Below are 19,045 nucleotides of genomic sequence, written 5' to 3'. Positions count from 1 at the left end.
ATAAACAGGCTGACGCCCGTATATCTCTCACTGTAACCAGACCGTTCCTGGGAACGGACTGCAAAGGTAGAAAATTTTTACGAATGCACAAAAATTATCTCAAAATAATTAAAACCGCAAACCCCATAAAAAATCCCTTTCAAAAAACACCGGCCCAAAAGACCAGCAAAACGCCCCCTTGCGGAGCGAGTGCAAAGATAGAAAGTTTTTAACGACTTTTCAAAGGCTTTATTATTGTTTTTTCAAAAACACCCCTTAACTATCTATAAATTTGAGAGATAATTTTATCTTGACTTCACAAACTCCATCAATTCGACCTTTATTTGCTCACCATAGGAAAACAAATAAATTTAACCTTACTTCCTTCACTCTCCTGTAGATCCTTTCTCAGAGAACTGCTTGTCCATAAAATCGCTTGGGGTGATATGAAAATGATTAAAAAAACATTTGGAGAAATAAGAATGCGAACTAAATCCACACATGTACCCTATTTCGGAAACCCGATATTCATTGGACATCAACAACTTGGCCGCGTATTGCAAACGTATAAGCCTCGTAAATTCATTAGGGGTGTACCCTGTGAGTGCCTTCATCTTCCGCTGGAATGCAGACTTGCTCATAGCAGCAGCCAAGCTTATATCTTCGACTGATAAACTTGGATCTGAAATGTTTTCCTCTATAAATTTTACAATTTTCTCAATAAATGATTGATCTTTAGTAGGGACAATAGACGATTGGGATTCTGATGCAAATGGATAGGTCGCAAACTTCTGCTTAAGCCTAGCTCTACTTTCCAACAGATTCTTTACTGTTGCCGTGAGATGTCTGATTTTAAATGGTTTGGTCATATATATATCTGCACCACTTTCAATACCTTCCAACTCCGTGTTGGAATCTGTTTTTGCGGTAAGCAGTATAACTGGAATATGACTATGGGCAATATTATCTTTTATTTTTTTACACAGTTCGGTACCATCCATATCAGGCATCATAATATCAGAAATAATCAGGTTGATATCATGTACGACCAATACTTCAAGCGCCTCATTACCCCCCGTTGCTGTTGATACACTATAGCCTTCTGCCCGAAGGTTTGAAGCGATAAAATGTTGTAGATCGTCATCATCTTCCACGACTAATATGGATGCCTCTCCTTCATACTCAGGACGAATATCATCCTCCAACTTTTCCAATTCCGATTCCTGTTCAAGTGAATGACAAGGGATGAGCATTGTAAAAACCGTCCTTTCTCCTTCGTTACTGATTACCTTCATATCACCACCGGATTTTTCGGTCAACGCTTTTGCCAAAGCTAGGCCGATTCCCGATCCTCCCAGGTTATTGTACTGATGTTTACCTGAATTGACCTTGAAAAATTTTTTGAAAATATTCTCTAATTCGCCAGCAGGTATACCGATCCCGTCATCCTCGACATCAACGGCTAGAAAATAACCTTCTTCTCCTTCTTCTATCCGAAGATGAACACTTACTATACTCCTTGCAAATTTCAATGCATTGACTATCAGATTATTCAATATTTTTGTTAACGCTTCTACATCAACATGGACAATCAGATGCTCCACATCGCTGCTATAGGCAAAATTCAGCCCCCTATGATGACGTGCTGCCGAAGCAAATGTGGTACAGATATTCCTGACCAATGGTACAACATCAATATTTTCGGGATTCAATTTATAAAAATCACTTTCGATACGTCGAAAATCCAACAACTGATCGACCAGCGTGGTCAACCGGTTTGTGCTTTTATTGACCATTTCCAATTGTGATCGCACTTCGGGGCCTAATGTATCCGACTCCAGCATTTTTTCTACCGGTCCACTGATCAACGATAATGGTGTACGCACTTCATGTGCCATCATCGTAAAAAACTCTATTTTTTGGTTATAAAATTCTTTTTCATTTTTTATCCTCAGCCGCTCTAATCTGATTTCATTTTCCCGTTTGTGCTTTTTGATAAAGGAATGGCGTAACCACAGCAATATGCCCGACACGATCAACGCATACAATATGTACGCCAACGATGTTTTATAGAAAGGTGGCCTGACAACAATATGCAACACGGTTTCGGACAAATCGTCGCTCTGATAGCCTACATCTGCCTTGATCCGAAAGGTGTACTTACCAGGAGGCAAATTGCTATAACTCACACGCTGTTGGTTGCCTACATGGTTCCAATCCTCATCCAGTCCCTCCAACTTATAACTATAATTTATTTTCTCAGGCGAGATATAGCTTAATCCGGCATACTCAATATTGATGACTGTCTGGTCATGATTCAAAACAATCTTATCCGTATAGGTAAGAGCTTTGCTCAATGGACTCTTAGGTGTATGAGGCGATATATCCCGATTAAATATCTGCAAATTGCTCAAAACAATTCTGGGTATCACATTCATATTACGGATACTGTCCGGATGAAATACCCCAAAACCATTAATCCCGCCGATATATATCTTACCGTCCTTTGCCTGATGTATCGATTTGTAGTTAAAAATCAGACTTTTGGCACCGTCCCAAATGGAATAATGCCTGGTCATTCCATTGCTGGTGTCCAAGCTGTACAATCCTTTTTCGGTGGCTATCCAGAGATATCCTTTTTGATCCAGCACCAGACTATAAATGATCTTTGCAGGCAGCCCCTCTTCTTCTCCTATCACTTCTGCCCTTTTTGTTTTCAAGGAAAACCGGTTCAGTCCGCCCCCTTCCGTACCTATCCAAAGGTTCCCTTTTTTGTCGTCTAGCAGGGTAATCACTTTGGGAGAACTCAACGCACCCTCTTGATTTTCAGCAGTAAACTGCTGCCATTGGCCCGTTCTTTTGTTGTAGGACTGCATGCCAAAATTGTTGCTGACAAACCACATTATCTTCTGGGCGTCTTCATGGATGCCATAAATGGCATACTTCTCCATATTTCCTATCCGGACAAAGGAGTCCGAAACAGGGTCGTACTTGTTCACACCGTCCGATGTACCGATCCAGATTTGCTGTTCGCTGTCTTCATAGATAAAATTGATACTGTTGGAATTGAGAGAAGTAGCATCATTAGGACGGTGCCTATAGGTTTTCATGCTGTTCCGTACCGGATCAAGCACACTCAGCCCTCCCGAAAAAGTACCGATCCATATCAGCCCCCGGCTGTCTCTTGTCAGTGCATGTATATTGTGGTAAGGAAGCGGCTGGTGGCTTTTTAAAAAAGGATAGCGCCTAAATTCCTTACTTTTACTGTCAAAATAGTTAAGACCCGCATCTTCTGTGCCGATCCACATATTTCCCAACCTGTCTTCGAGAAAACAGGCCACTGCACCACCGGAAAGATTGCGGGGATTGCCTGTCGGCAAATAGCGTTCTATGCCACTAGGTGGCTGATGGAGGTAGTTGACACCGCCAAAATATGTACCGATCCATATCCCACCTTCAAAATCTCCGTAGATCGCATAGATTGCATTGTCGCTGATACTGTTTTCATTATTGTACTGACGGGTGTAGCTCCTAAAGCTATCTTTCTCGATATCCAATACATTTAGCCCCTCTTCTGTCCCCACAAAGAGCTTGTCGGGAGAAGGCTGATAAATCGTTCGTACAATATTGTTGTTCAGTCCGGCTTTTCCTCCTTTTTGATATACTGTAAACCGTCCCTCTCCTGTATCAAATCGGGCCAGGCCCGCATTCATCGTTCCTACCCATATCGTACCTGCCCTATCTTGGTACAACGTCAATATGTTATTACTGGGTAGGTCACTATTGGCGGTACTGTAATACTTCACCCTCTTCAGATCCGAATCGAGTACGATAATACCTCTCGTTTCAGTAGCTACCCATATCCTGCCCTGCTTATCTTCTATTATTTTTGTAGCAGGCACTACCTTGGCCAAAGCGCCAAGAGTCGTATCAAAGCTTCTTAGTTTTTCTGTTTTAGGGTCAAAGCAAAATACACCCTTGCCGTGTGTGGCGATCCAGACGCGTCCCCTCTTGTCTTTCGTAATGTCATATACCAATACTCCTTTCAACGGAGGGAATGTCGAAAAACGATCTGTCCGGAGATTCAAAATAGATATTCCCCGGTTGGTCGCAACCCAGATCGTGCTGTCACTGATCTGTGCAAAGGATTGGATAAAGTCACTGTCGATAGATCCCGGCACAGACTCATCGTGCCGATAGGTTTTCACACGAATTCCATCAAAACGATCTAATCCACGTTTTGTCGCAAACCACATATAACCCGTACTGTCCTGCAGGATGGCCCGGATAAAATTGGAGGAAAAATTTTGCTCGACTGTATAGTGGCGAAACAGCAACTGTGCCTGTCCGAACATAGATAATGGCATGGCGATCAAAACAAACCAAACCACCAAATACTTGCATAACAGAAGAACTAGTTGTTGCCTCCTCATTATTTAATTTATTTCCCTCTTGCCGCACGTGCTTTTGCACGGTTGCTTTCGAGGCTGTCCAGCATCTGCGCCCACGGCTCTACCTGATGTGTGGATGCCCATTGCTCCCATGCTTCTTTCAGTTCGAGAAGTACGTCCTGTTTTTCGGTACTCAGATCGTTCAATTCAGTACGGTCTTTTGCTATATCGTACAGCTCCCATTTATCAGACTTGCCCCGCTCCCATTTCACCACGGCTTTGTAATTGCCCAACCTTACTGCTTTGTTGCCTTCATGCTCCCAGAAAATCGGCTGTTTATGAATTGGGCTGTCATTCCCTTTCAACAGAGGCAAAAAACTCTTCCCGGCTACTACCGGAACAGGTTTTCCGTCCTTTTCTAAGGCATATTGAGCACCCGAAATATCGATAAAGGTAGCCATAATATCCGGAAGAAAGCTGTATTGATGGATAATATGGCCTTTGAGCGTTTCGGGAATACCTTTGGGCCAATGGGCTATAAACGGTGTCGAAATACCCCCCTCATGCACCCAGTGTTTATATTCCCGATAAGGCGTATTGGATGCATTGGCCCATCCCTGGCCGTAGCTCAGAAAATAGCCTTTCTTGGTTTCGAGTTCTTCTTTTGGCCCGCCTCCCATATTACCTCCTTCAGCACATGCTCCGTTATCATTTATAAAGATAATCAAAGTATTGTCCAATAAATCATTCTCCTTCAAATAATCCACCAGTTTACCGATGTTTTGATCCATGCGATCCACCTGCGCGGCATAAATGGCACGCCTCAAAGCCAGTTCTTCACGCTGCTCCGCATTGATCGTGTCCCATACAGGCGCATCAAGCGGGGTAATATCCCATGCAGAATTAACCAGCCCCATTTCCAACATCCGTTTGTGACGTTCTCTGCGCATGACCTCCCATCCATCATGGTACCGGTCACGGTATTTGTCAATATTCTCCTTCGGTGCCTGCAACGGCCAGTGCGGTGCCGTGTAAGACAGGTACAGGAAAAACGGGGCATCGTCTCCACTCTGCTGACCTTCATGAATGAAATCAATCGCATTCGACGTAAAGGCATCGGTTGTATAATAATTAGGGTCGTCTATCTCAATTGGGTCGTTGTCCAACGTAATTCCCCGCGGATGTACTGGCAGAAAAAAGTTGCTTGCACCGTCCAAAAGACCGTAAAAACGATCGAAACCACGTTGCAAAGGCCACTGTTCTCTATGCTCCATGCCTACGTGCCATTTTCCGGTCATCAAAGTGCGGTAGCCTGCGGTTTTCAGTACTTCGGCCAGTGTGTGTGTTTGATGACTAAGTTCTCCGCGATAGCCTGGCACATGATAGTCATGTACTTCAAAATTTTCCGAAGGATTGGTCATATGCCCTATTCCCGTTTGATGTGGGTACAATCCTGTCAGCAAAGATGCTCTTGTCGGACAGCATCTGGCACCGTTATAAAACTGCGTGAGACGTACGCCTTCTTCGGCCAACTTGTCCAGTACAGGTGTCTCAATCTCTCCTCCATAACACCCCAGATCGGAATATCCCATATCATCCGACATGATCAGGATAATATTGGGACGGGCCGGAGAAGTTTTTTGGTCCGATGAGCGACAAGACCAACTTACAAAAAGGCTAACCGCCACAAAAAAACAAAATGATTTCATGCTATTCCTCCTATTTTCAATAGTTATTCTTTTTAACTCTACAACGCTGTCTTTAAACTCCAATCCTATTTTTTATTCTATAATTTTCCACTCCGGAGGCGCTTTAAACGTTGCCTTTCCCTTTCCATACGGTGGTACAGCTACATGCGGCTCTATTGCGTCATATGTAGCTACTTTCTGCAATAATTGCTGATAGATTTCCGGAAATTTTTCTTTCACATCCGATTTTTCAAGAGGGTCGGAAATGATGTCGAACAGCCAGTCTATCTTGTTGCTCCTACCTGGATTTCCGCCGTCCTTTTTCACCAGTTTCCAGCGGTTATCACTGACCATTGCTCCAAAGCCCAGGTAAAAATCACGCATGATGTGTGATTCCTTTTCCTTCAAAACCGGCAGTATGCTGATGCCGTCCAAAGGCTTTTTGACAGGGCCTGCAAGACCTGCGACCTCTCTCAACGTTGGAAAAATATCGATATAACCCGTCACCTGCGAGATCGTCCGGCCCCCTTTGAATCCTGACGGCCATCGAATGACGGCAGGCACACGAACCCCTCCTTCCCATTCCTGAAACTTCCAGCCCCTCAATTCACCGTTGCTGCTTCCAGCCCCTTTTTCTGCACCATTGTCACTAAAAAACAGCACGATGGTATTGTCTGCGACCCCTTTCTCCTCAAGCGCTCCCAATATCTTCCCAATCCCCTCGTCCATGCAGCTTACCATGGCCGCGTAGGTTTGCCATATCGTGTTTCCCTTGCCCCTACCGCCCCCTTTTCCTTCATTAAAGCGGGGTTTTGAGGGGTCAAAACCATACGTTTTCAAATCCTTTTCCTTGGCCTGCAAAGGACCATGCGGCGCATTATAGGCTACATATACAAAGAAAGGCGCACCATCATCGGCATATTCCTGTATACAGCTAACGGCTTTTGCCGAAATCAGATCCGTGGCATATCCTTTGTCGTAACTGCTTTCTTCATTTTCATGCCAGTCCAACTCCCCTTCCCGTTTGCGGGTGAAATAATCGAAAGCGCCGTTATATGCGCCATAGAAATAGGTGAAACCTCGCTGTAAGGGCAGGTACCTCCGTTTATAATGCCCTAAATGCCATTTCCCCAGCGCTGCCCGGTGTTTATAGCCTGCCTCTGCGAGCATGTCGGCTATGAAAACCTCTGAGGTGTCTACCCCAAACTGTAGCCAGGGGGATATCACATTAGCCCGCAGCCCAAAACGGTTGGGATACCTGCCTGTCATCAGTCCTGCCCTGGTGGGAGAGCATATGGGTGTTGTATAGAAGTTATCCAGTCTTATCCCTTCTTGAGCAAGCCGGTCTATATGGGGTGTCCGGATCTTGCTTCCATGATATCCTACATCGCCCCATCCCAAGTCATCAGCAACAATGATGACAATATTGGGTCTTTGGGCGGGCTGTGCAAGCACATCTCCCCCTGGAAAAATGACCATAAAGATGCCCGATAGCATGATATGCAACAGTAAAAATCTATTTCGTATCTTCATTTTTTATTCCTTAAAATTTTGAGCTTTTGGACAACAATCTGTCAAGTTCATTTCCCCGAGGTCAAATCAGGCTCTTCCGCATTGACCACTGCTTTCCACTGCTCCATAAGTCTTTTTAATTCGTTGAAAATAGCGATTTCCCGCTCGACCAAATTTTCTGTTTCGGATATATCCTTCTCCAGATCATAAAGCTCATAACGGTCACCCTCATAAAACCGAATCAACTTATACGGTCCGATACGGACGGCTGTGGCCATTTTTTTCGTCCACTTGGCCGTCTCAGCCGGATAATGCCAATAGAGCGGTCGCCGGGGCATGCGGTAGCCCTTGTTGAATAATGGCATCAGGTTTACACCGTCCACGGTGATGTCCACACCGGCTCCAGACGCGGCCGCCAATGTCGGATAAAAATCTATAGTGCTGACCGGATCGCCAACGGTAGTTTCCGTGGGGATCACCCCGGGCCAGCTCATCAGTAACGGAACCCGAATGCCTCCCTCATACAACCAGGTTTTGTGCCCGCGCAAAGCGCCGTTGTTAGATACATTGACCGCTCCTCCGTTGTCGGATATAAATACGACCAACGTATTCTTGTCCAGTTCCAGCTCTTGCAATGTTTTCATAACGTCGCCTACACCGTGGTCGATGTGTTCGAGCATCGCGGCCAGATAAGGGTTATCTATATGCGGATGTTCATGGTTATCCCGGGCTTCAAAATACTTGTCGGCAAGTCCGTCTCCATATTTTTGGTCAAATTTTCGTTTGTACTTGTCCACGGCACGCTTTGGCGCATCCGAGCGTGTGTGCACACTGTAATAGCTTAGGTATAGAAAAAACGGCTTCTCTTTATTTCTGCGAATAAAATCGCAAGCATCCTGACTTTGTCTATCCGTTAGGTATTCACCCTCCTCACCTGCTGTGTACGTATTGATTTTGTCATATGGATAGAAGTAATCTCCTCCCGCGATATATTTGGTTTCGCTCCCGATCACTTCATGAAATCCATGCGCTTTGGGACTGCCGGTATGCCTTCTGAAACGGGTATCCAGATGCCACTTGCCAACTATACCGGTATGGTATCCCTGCAATGCCAGTACTTCGTTCAGTGTGGTATAGGATGCCGGATCAAGAAAACGCTCTGTTTTCCAGCCTTCGGGCAAAAAGTCGGTAATCCTGACCTTTGCCGGATAGAGACCGGTCATGATACTGGCACGTGTGGGCGAGCAGACTGGTGCCGCGGCATACGCATCGGTAAAGCGTACGCCCGATGCCGCCAGACGGTCCAAATTAGGCGTTTCATTAAATGTATTGCCGTAGCTTCCCAAATCGCCCCACCCCAAATCATCCACGATAATAAAGACGATATTGGGGCGCGCTGTTTTTTCTTGACCATGAGCGAGGGAGATTTCTGAGAAAAACAGAGACCACCCTATTAGTAAACAAACAGCTATTTTATACCTATAAAGAAAACAATACAGTAAATCCATTTTTATTAATTTTTATATATCCGACAAAAACGGATCATTCGCTTTCTTCAGCCAGACTTTCAATTCTTTGGTCAACTCCTTGACCACCTCCGGGTGAGTATCGGCGATATTCTGTTGATCGTACGGGTCGTTTGCCACATTGTACAGATACACCTGCGATTTGTCCACAGGTCTGTTCTTGACATACGCCAGTTTGTAGGTTGCGGTACGTATTCCCCTAAACCCGCCGGACTTGTTCCTCGGATTGATCCGTCCCATAAAAAACTGGTGCTTCACATTCACCGGCTTTCCGTGCACCAGCAAATCTGTAAAGTCTGTTCCGGGGACAGACTGCTTGTCTTCCACACCCAGTAGGCCAAGAATGGTCGGGTACAGATCCAGCAAGGAAAACAGGCTTTTGTTGTCCATATTGGGTTTTATCCGGTTTTTCCAGTAAATCATGGCCGGGATACGCAACGATTCCTCAAAATGGTTGTTTTTTGCGTGTTCGCCGTTTCTGCCGAGGCAGTTACCGTGGTCGGAAAGGAAAATCAGCACGGTATTTTCCATCAAGCCTTTATCTTCCAACCCCTTCACCAGTCTTCCTATCTGTTCGTCTACCCCCGTGATAGCGGCATAATACTGCTGTATGGTATTGCGGTACAATTTGCCCATCTCGGTGTCTGCCGCAGGAATACCAGGCTGTTTGGCCAATTCAGCGACGGGCAGATCTTTGTACATGGCCAAATACTTGTCCGGCACATGGCTGTACACCGAATGGGGCGGATTGATGGACAATGTCACGGAAAACGGAGTTTTTCCGTCCAACTGCTCGATAAATTCAAGGGCTTTGTCCACCTCATGTTCCGGTCCCCACTGATCTACATACTTAAACTCATCGCGTTTGGCGTGCGTATCCCAGTACATGGGGCGCAAATGTCTGTCGTAAGTGCCATAAGCATACCAAAAATCAAATCCGGGCCGACGATCCGGCGGTGTCCACTCGTTCCAGGCGACTTTACCTTTATTGTTGTAGGTCGGGACGTATGGTTCATGAGGCGAATCCAAATGCCACTTTCCTATCCAAGCGTTGGTATACCCTGCTTCTTTCAGCAGATTCGACCAACAGATCTTATCCGGTGCCAATTCTATTCCGTAAGGCGCAGTAGCTGAATTGACATTGGACCACACTCCGTTCTCAAGTGGCAACTGGCCGGTCATCATCATAGCCCTTGACGGTGAACAAACCGGATAATTGGCGATCGCCTGCGTGAAAACATGGCTTTCTTTTGCAAGTGCATCCAAATGCGGGGTCATGACCGGTTCGATGCCCAGAAAGCCTAAGGCCTGTCCACGCCATTGGTCGGGCATAATGAACACGAAATTTGGCTTGGAAGTACGCTGACTCGTCTCTTGTGCTTTAACAGTCAATCCGGCCAATGCGGCTATCAGGATCGACAATTGTTTTAACTTATTTAAAATCATTGTTCTTTTTCTTTTTTTAACCACATAGATACATAGAAAACATAGGATTAACAACAGTCTATATGGCCTATGTGTCTATGTGGTTCATATTACAAATGGCAACATTACCACCTCGGATTCTGCTCGCCAAAATTCGGGTTTCGCACCATCTCTTCTATCGGGATGGGGAACAGCAAATGTTTAGGAACAGATACATTTAGAGACGGTTCGTAGACATAAAAAGAGTTACTGTAGCTGTTGCTGCTCCGGGTATATGTCGGCGCATCTTTAGGATACGTACTTTTTGTAAGCTCCTCCACCAATTGGTACTCGTACATAGTCTTGGTCGGGTCGCTAGGATGACGCATACGTACCAGATCAAACCAACGTTGCCCCTCACCCAGCAACTCCAATCCTCTCTCATGAAATATTCTCATCCTAAACTCGTCCTGCGTCATACCCGGTGAATTACTATTATTGATCAGGAACGGTCTGTTACGTGAAGTGCCGTCAGCTAGTTGTGCTCTTGCACGGACACGGTTAAACCACCAAAACAACTGTTGTCCTTTATAATTGTATGTCGGGCCTCCATGTAGTTCGTTCAGTGCTTCTACTAAGATAAAATACATTTCAGAAAATCGTATCACAAAAAAATCATTGCCATTGTTGCGGTGATCCCTTCCATTGGGATCCTGGTATTTTGCCAGCAATGGAAAGACAATAGGATTTTCTTGGGTGGTCGGAAGGAAAGGGTATGGTACCACATAACGATCATTGGTGCTGTTATAACCTCTCGTTACAAACGTCACCTCATGGCGATAATCTCTTATGCCTTGCGTAGGATGGACATAATCATTGTGATTCAGATAATAATCTGCCATCCAGTGCATAGGTCGTACACTACCATCTCCCTGCCCGTTATTCGCATTACCGGAGACAAAGTGGGTATTAGAGTTACCAAAGCGGAAAGCATATTCGGATCCTGCCGACCCGAGCAGTATCGCCATAGGATCTGCCTGAAAACGGATGCCAAAAATCACTTCCTTATAAGCATCCACCTCTTTATTGATATCAAAGATATCTGCATAATTCGGTATCAATTGGTACTGTCCGCTGTGGATGACCGAATCAGCAAAGAGGACGGCTTCCTCGTACTGTTGGGTAGGGTCCATGCCCCTTAGAGAGCGCTGGTTTCCGTAGGTCAAGTAAGCTTGGGCAACAATGGCTTGCGCCGCACCTTTTGTCGCCCGTCCCAGTTCGGAAACGGGCAGCTCAGAGGCTTGGGGCAAACGGAGAGATGCTTCCCGGAAATCGGCAAATATCTGTTCGTATACCTCGTGTATGCTGGCACGGGGCAGGTACATATCGCTGTCGGCATTGACCGGGCTGATACGCAGCGGGACTCCTCCGTACAGGCGCACCAGATAGTAGTACGAAAATGCCCGGACAAAGTAGGCTTCACCATACGCACGGCTTACAAGCTCTGGTGTCAGCTTGTCCCCCACCTTGTCCAATATCCCGATCAGCTGATTGGCCGCGCCCACAGCAAGGTATAGGCTGTTGTAGAAATGAGAGACATTCGGCCCCCCGTATGTACGGTTTGCAAAAGGTTGGAATTCATTGGCCGCTACGGAATAGAAATCATCGGCGCAGAGAGTCAACATCAGCCAGCCTCTGAACTTGAACGCATTGGCATCATTGAACCGTGAATATAGCCCATTGATCAAAGGAAGCAGCTCCTGATCACTCGTCACTTGTACGGGGCCGGGCGTATCCAATATCCTTTCGTCGAGACTACAGGCCGCTGCCATCCACATGAGGGCAAGACCTGTAAAAAATATAGTTATCTTTTTCATCTTGATTAGAAGTTTAATGATTAAAATGTCCATTCAAAACCTACGGAATAGGTGCGTGGCTGAGGCAATGTACCCAGGTCCACACCCGAGTTCAGCACGCTGTGACCAAAGGCATTGATGGCCGGATCTAAGCCCGAGTACTTGGTAATCGTAAACAGGTTAGTACCCGAGACATACGCTCTCAGGGAGGATGCACCCAGATATTGAGGCAGATGGAAAGTATAGCCCAATACCAGGCTCTGCATACGGAAAAAGGAAGCATCTTCCACCATCCAATCCGGGAAACGTCCGCTCAGCCGTGGTGAATCATTCGTTAACCTGGGATACTTATTGCTGGTCCCCTCTCCGCGCCAAGCTCCTTCGTAAGCTCTGCTCGTGGACGTAAAAGCATTCGTGATGCTATTGGCTTCCAATATCCAACTGTTCATGTTGAGCAACTGGTTGCCTTGGCTTCCCATAAAAGCCATTGACAGCGTAAAGCGTTTATAGGCCAAATTGGTGTTAAAACCATAGGTAAAGTCCGGAAAAGGATTACCTATAATGGTTTTATCGTCGTCTGTTATCTGACCATCACCATTGACATCCACCCACCTCACATCTCCCGGTCTTGCCGTGGAAGCTTCAGGACCTGCCGCTATCTCGTCCGCATTTTGGTATATGCCATTCGTTTTGTAGCCCCAAAAAGACGGGAGCGGTCCACCAGGCACGGCGGTATGCACCGGCTGCCCCAACAACATGCCGCCTCCCGCAAAATAATGTTGTCCATATAATGCTTCCAATACACCTACGTGTACCATTTCATTGCGCAGTACCGAAAGGTTAAAACCGGCATTCCATTTTACAGGAGACTTGCCCCGCAAAATATCCGACAGGTTTCCCTCTATATCGATTCCTTCATTCAGCACTTCTCCCATATTGACGGGATAGCTAGAATATGTAGCACTTGGAGGCAGTTGCAGATTGTGCAACAGATCGGTGGTGCGCTTGCGGTAAAGATCCACAGAAAACGCCAATCTATTTTTCCACAACTCTACATCCATTCCTACATTTGCCTGCGTTGTGGATTCCCAGGTAGGATAAGGATTATCGAAATCACTCTGTACATAGCCCGGTATAATCACATCACCGACATTGACCATATTGTAGGTAAAAGTCGCCTGCGTAGCCCCTATGGCAATCCTTTCCATCCCTGTTACCCCGTAGCTGCCGCGAAGTTTCAGTTCATTGACAAAATCTGCTTTGAAGAAACTCTCGTTATGCAGGTTCCAACCCAGACCAAGAGAATAGAAAGATCCCCATTTCCGACCTGCTGCCAATCTTGAAGAACCATCGGCACGTCCGGTCAAGGTCAGCAGATACCGCCTGTCATAAGCATAGTTGCCACGTGCCAATACCGACTGCAACGCTCTTTCCTGATAAACAGTCCGCATAATCCCCGGTGCATTGGCTATCCGAAAGTTATAATAGCCTAAAGCATCTGACGGAAAATCCCGAGCGGTCATACTGGAACTCTTATAATCCCAAAACTGGTAAGAGAAGCCTCCCACAGCATTGATACGGTGTTTTTTGTACAATACCTTGTTGAAGTTCAACAAATTGTCTACCAAATAGTTGGTATTCCAATTATCACCCCGGACAGCTACGCCATTCGCCGCATCACCTGCTAACGTACCCCGAGGGTGATATACATTGCGCAAGGTATAATTGTCATTGACCCCGACTTTCAGCGTGTACCAAAGATTTCTGTTGAAATTGTAGCGCAGTGTGGCATTTGCCGTAGTCTGGCGCACCCTGGAATGATCTTTCACTATTTCACTAATCAGCAAAGGATTATTGGCAAACTGATCGTCAATTTCTCCTTCTTCATCGTATGCCCTGCGGTTAGGCGCCCACATCAGGGATGTCATGACGACACTGGAGTTTGGAATTGCACCGGCATTGGACTGCAGTCCAAACTGCCTGTTCATCATCGCCATATTGGCGTTGAGAGATACTATGAATTTATCCGATACATTCCGCTGATAGTTAGCACGCAGGCTGTACCGATCGAATCCTCTGTTTTTTATCATACTATTCTGGTCAGAAAAGTTGCCCGAGAGCATGTACCGGGTTCTATCATCCCTTCCGGACACAGTCAGTTGCTGATTGTGCGAATACCGATTCTGCAAAACCTCCCTTTGCCAGTTAACATCGACTTCGGGATTTTCGATCTGTTCCTCGGTATAGGTAGGTGTCAATCCCATATTTTCCCTGGCTTCGTTAGTACGCAACATATATTCACGCGAGTTGAGCACATCAAGGTATTTGGGCATGGTATTATAATCTAGCCGGCTCGTGTAGCTGATCCTGTCTTTCCCCGCTCTTCCGGACTTAGTGGTGATCAATACCACTCCATCAGCGCCACGTGATCCATAAATGGCGATGGAAGAGGCATCTTTGAGTACTTCTATGGACTCGATGTCCGCAGGATTGAGCCCTGCCAACGGGTCCATAGGTATAGCGGTCATTGTTGCTTCCAGATCCATTCCGGCTTGAGTAGCTCCATATTCGGACTCAATGGGCTGTCCATCGACAACAATTAAAGGTCTTCCACCGCTCATGGAGGTCACGCCACGCACGTTGAACGTGATACCGCCACCGGCTTCTCCGGTATTGGTGATGACCTGCACACCGGCCATGCGTCCTTGCAAAGCTTCCAACGGAGAGGTAAACCTGTTTTCCTCTACACCTTCCATGTCAGCCCTACTGCTCGATCCGGTAAAATCACTCTTGGCAATCGTACCGTACCCTACGACCACAACTTCTTCCAGATCCTCCGCAGAAGGCACTAAAAGGATTCTGACTTGTTGTGTGCCGGATAGCCTATACTCCTGAGTCGTGTATCCCAAGTGAGCAATGACCAATATATCATTGGGTCGCACACCATTCAATGAGAACTCTCCGGCACTGTTGGTAATCGTACTTCTACCTCGCCCTTGGATGCGTACACTTGCTCCCTCCAAGGGTGTGTTGTCCGTGATCGACAATACCGTCCCCCTCACCCGACGGTTCTGCTGGCCCGACTTTGCTATCGCCGGGTCCGAAAAACCAAGCAACAGACACAGCAACGTGAACCACATCCCTAATGTTTTTCTGTTTTTTGCTGTCATAATTTTTTAAGATTAAAATTGTCTATATTCTGTTATAATTGTATTGTTAACATTTGCTTATATTGGTTTACAAACTATCTCGCATGTACGCGAGATTACTGTCACAGACAAGCGGGCCAAGAGATGGTTCCGAAAGACACCAACCCCCTACGCTTTATTGTCACAATTTTATTATAAATAATGGTTTTAGGTTATAACTTTTAGGTTAAACACTTGAATTTTTGCGCCAACTACCTCATTTTATTTCCATAAGTTGCATATTCTTTGGCCCATCATAGCTGTAGGTAAACCAGTCAAAATCCACGTACCCATTTTTCGGAACATTGTCCTCTGCCGACATACTGTAAAACCCTATAAAAAGTCCGTTGAACCCTCGCGTTTGCAACAGATAAGTCTCTCCTATCGAATGATAATTTACACCGTCTAAGCTATACATCAGGTCGAGATTCCGCTCGTCCATGACAGCACGCAGATAAACTGACTGTTTTGTACCGTCAAGTGGCACCTCCACTATTTTGCCGTCAGCCCGTTCCACATATATTCTTTTTTCTTTCGATGGATGGTAGTGGACACCGATAACAGCGTGATTAAAGCCCGTCACGATTAATCCTGCGGATTGCCCGGTTTGCATACCACTGACATCCATTTTTGTGGTTACCGTATCTTTTCCTGTACCCATTTTTCGTTGTAACAATTTATTTGGCAAGCTTTCATAGGGTCGGTTTTCATCTCGCGGACGCGCTCCATACATACGCATATTTCCAGGCGATTCTTCCAGTGTCCACAAATGATTGACAGGGTTACCGTCCCATAGCCACTGGACACCCAACGTACGCGCTCGGAAATCATCATCCGTTTGCGGACTGCGGATAGGCTTTCCGGTTATCGGTTTACGATTGCGCCATACGGTATTGCCTATCCCGTTACCATCTGGATCTGTACCCAACAACGGCCAATCGTCTTGCCAAGTGACCGGAATTAAGCATTGAGGCCGGCCTTCAAATGTGTTCGGTTTTTGGACTAGCTGGTGGAAATACCACCAGGAACTGTCCGGTGCCTGTACCAACGATCCTTGACTGCTACTTCGCCCTGTGACGGGGTCCCGTTCGAGCAGTATCTTCTTTTCGTATGGCCCGGCGATATGTTTAGAGCGCAGTACAATTTGCCTACGATCTACTTTTTTTCCCTGCCCATTGGTTGTCCACTCCGAAAAAAACAGATAAAAGTAGCTATTGATCCTATAGATTTTGGCCGCTTCTGCTCCGGATTCCACATATATATCTTGCCCTTTATCCAGCACTTTCATTCCATCCCAACTCAGCCTAAACAGTCTATTATAGTATAGGCGTTTTTCATTGTGGACGTCTTCAATTTTATAGTTACAGATCAAATAGCCTTCCTGAGTGTCGTCATCAAAATAAACGGCCGGATCCGTCATGCCCTTACGCTCCAAGATAAGCTGTGGTGCACTCCATCGCCCCTCGATATCTGTACTGGTACAGACAAACAAACCCTTGTCTATGTCGATGAAATAACAGAGCCAACGATCTCCATGTCGCACCAAATCACCTGCCCATACTCCTTCGCCATCTTTTTCATCTGCATCATACCAATCTACACTGTCTACAATACCGCCCAAAATAGACCAGTTCACCAAGTCTTCTGACTCTAGAATGGTCATACCTTTCATATACCTCCCTTTAGAGGAAATCATGTACCACTTATCGCCCCACTTTTCCACATCGCTGTCCGGATAATTGCTATTGAGTACCGGATTGCGGAACGTACCGTCTCCCTGGTCTCCCCAAGTCCCGGTTTTGGGTGTTTCTAAGAGCAGTATTTGTGTTTGTTCCTGCGTTTGTCCTACACAAGCATAGAGCAATACCCCATATAGGATGATAAAATATTTCATAATGGTATCCATTTATTGAATAACCTCCGTTTCATAATCTGTTGGGCTCACCCAATCCGTCTGGTATTCGATAATTTCCCCTTCTTTGAATCGTTCATAAAAAAAGAAACTTGATTGTTGATGAAAAGGATATCGATCAAAGATATCGCCTCTTCCCAGCACTCGTGGATCCCCTTGTTTTTCAAGTTGCGCAAATAGCAATTTTTTCATTTTTTCTTTACGTTCCCAGTGTACATCCTCCTGTGCAAGATTGTGCATACATTCGCGATCATTGGTGAGGTGATACAACTCTTCCTGCGGATGTTTGCCGAAGTTCAGTTTCCAGTACTTGGCATTTTCGTTTCGCCTTCTCATGTTCAAGATCTGCGTCTTGGTAGGCGATCCATCGGTATTAAGGTATCCCGTCTCCGGGTTCCCGGCTGGCCATAAATCGGGTTTAAACGTGTAACTGTACAGGTAACCGTCCTGGATGATGGAACGAATGGGATATCCTTGATTCTGTGGTCTTCCGTAATCATGGCGCTCTTGCCCCAATAGTATGAACGAACGGTCATGCTGTTTATCGTTAGCGAAAATATCCAACATATCCTTGCCTGCCATATCCAAATCACTGATTTGGTTTTCGTGCACACCGGCAAGTTCCATCAACGTGGGAGCTATATCCACGAAGCTGATGAGACTTTTCTCGCTTCGTCCGGCTTGCGATATACCGTCTTTCCACATCACGGCCAAAGGCAAGTGATTGGAATATTCATATTGCAAGCCTTTTGCTCTTGGAAAAGGCATACCGTTGTCTGCTGTCACGATAATAATGGTGTTGTCTAATTGTCCGATTTCTTCCAATTTGGCCATAATACGCATCAGATGGGTATCGAAATGATTAATTTCGAGTGCATAGTCCAACATATCGTGGCGCACGGTATCACTATCGGGCCAAAAACTCGGTACTTGATCAATATCAGATAAGGATGCTCCCCCAACAGACACACCCGTACCAAATTCGTATGCGCGATGGGGCTCATGCCCACCGACCCAAAACATCCAAGGTTCATTTTGTGATACATCAGCAAGAAAATCTGCAAAATTGGCAGCATAATCGTTGGGGCTAATCATCTTTGTGGGTGGCACCAGTTTACGTTTTTGGTAAGGTTTTCCCGTCAACAGACGTCTCTCACCGTCTTTGTTACCCGGATTTCCCGGTGCCCAGCCTTTGCCTGTAAAGCCTACCGCATAACCGTTTTCCTGTAATACTTCACAAAAAGTGGGATATTTGTCCTGTGGCCAAAATCCGATATGGTTGGCGGCTTCTTCTAATTGCCATGAGTTACGTCCAGTGAGTAGTACCGCCCTCGACGGTGCGCATTTGGCATTAGGCGTGTAGCAGTTGCCAAACAGGATTCCCTGTTCCGCTATCATATCAAAGGCCGGCGTTTTTACCCACTTGGTTCCATAGGCCCCCATATGGGGATATGAAATATCGTCTGCAATGACCAATAAAATATTGGGTCGCTTGCCTCGCAGTTCGGTAGGAGCTTGTCTTTCACACGATGCAAGGATAACCGTGCAAAATAGCATAAAAATAAATCGGTTGTTCAACGTATTCATAT

At 45.9% G+C, this 19,045-nt stretch carries 9 protein-coding genes; all 9 read right to left on the bottom strand.

Annotated features, from left to right (window positions below):
- Positions 1–365: 365 nt before the first annotated feature.
- The 9 genes from G5B00_RS10520 to G5B00_RS10480 all read right to left on the bottom strand — a co-directional run bounded on the left by G5B00_RS10520 (position 366) and on the right by G5B00_RS10480 (position 19,043).
- Entirely contained in the window at positions 366–4,370 is a 4,005-nt protein-coding gene (locus G5B00_RS10520) for a two-component regulator propeller domain-containing protein (protein WP_163874665.1), read from the bottom strand.
- 50 nt (positions 4,371–4,420) lie between these two features.
- Positions 4,421–6,079: an arylsulfatase gene (locus tag G5B00_RS10515; RefSeq protein WP_163874662.1), complete on the bottom strand. Its 1,659-nt coding sequence runs from the start codon at positions 6,077–6,079 to the stop codon at positions 4,421–4,423.
- 72 nt (positions 6,080–6,151) lie between these two features.
- Positions 6,152–7,591 carry a sulfatase-like hydrolase/transferase gene (locus G5B00_RS10510; RefSeq protein ID WP_205966392.1) on the bottom strand — a complete coding sequence of 480 codons (1,440 nt, stop codon included), beginning with the start codon at positions 7,589–7,591 and terminating at the stop codon, positions 6,152–6,154.
- Between the two features lie 47 nt (positions 7,592–7,638).
- Entirely contained in the window at positions 7,639–9,078 is a 1,440-nt protein-coding gene (locus G5B00_RS10505; protein WP_163874660.1) for a sulfatase, read from the bottom strand.
- Positions 9,079–9,090: 12 nt separating this feature from the next.
- Positions 9,091–10,542, bottom strand: coding sequence for a sulfatase (locus G5B00_RS10500; RefSeq protein WP_163874657.1), 1,452 nt, complete (start codon positions 10,540–10,542; stop codon positions 9,091–9,093).
- A gap of 104 nt (positions 10,543–10,646) precedes the next feature.
- On the bottom strand, positions 10,647–12,377 hold the full coding sequence (locus G5B00_RS10495) for a RagB/SusD family nutrient uptake outer membrane protein (RefSeq protein WP_163874654.1): 1,731 nt from the start codon (positions 12,375–12,377) through the stop codon (positions 10,647–10,649).
- A 20-nt stretch (positions 12,378–12,397) separates the two neighbouring features.
- A complete protein-coding gene (locus G5B00_RS10490) occupies positions 12,398–15,526 on the bottom strand; it encodes a SusC/RagA family TonB-linked outer membrane protein (protein ID WP_163874651.1) in 3,129 nt (1,042 codons plus the stop codon).
- A gap of 235 nt (positions 15,527–15,761) precedes the next feature.
- Positions 15,762–17,438 (bottom strand): glycoside hydrolase 43 family protein, encoded by a 1,677-nt coding sequence (locus tag G5B00_RS10485; protein WP_163874648.1) that lies wholly within the window; start codon positions 17,436–17,438, stop codon positions 15,762–15,764.
- Positions 17,439–17,450: 12 nt separating this feature from the next.
- Entirely contained in the window at positions 17,451–19,043 is a 1,593-nt protein-coding gene (locus tag G5B00_RS10480; RefSeq protein WP_205966391.1) for a sulfatase, read from the bottom strand.
- Positions 19,044–19,045: the final 2 nt, after the last annotated feature.

Source organism: Parapedobacter sp. SGR-10 (assembly GCF_011030405.1).
Lineage (GTDB): Bacteria > Bacteroidota > Bacteroidia > Sphingobacteriales > Sphingobacteriaceae > Sphingobacterium.
Note: the sequence above shows the minus strand (reverse complement) of the source record. Positions and strands in the feature narration are given on the sequence as shown.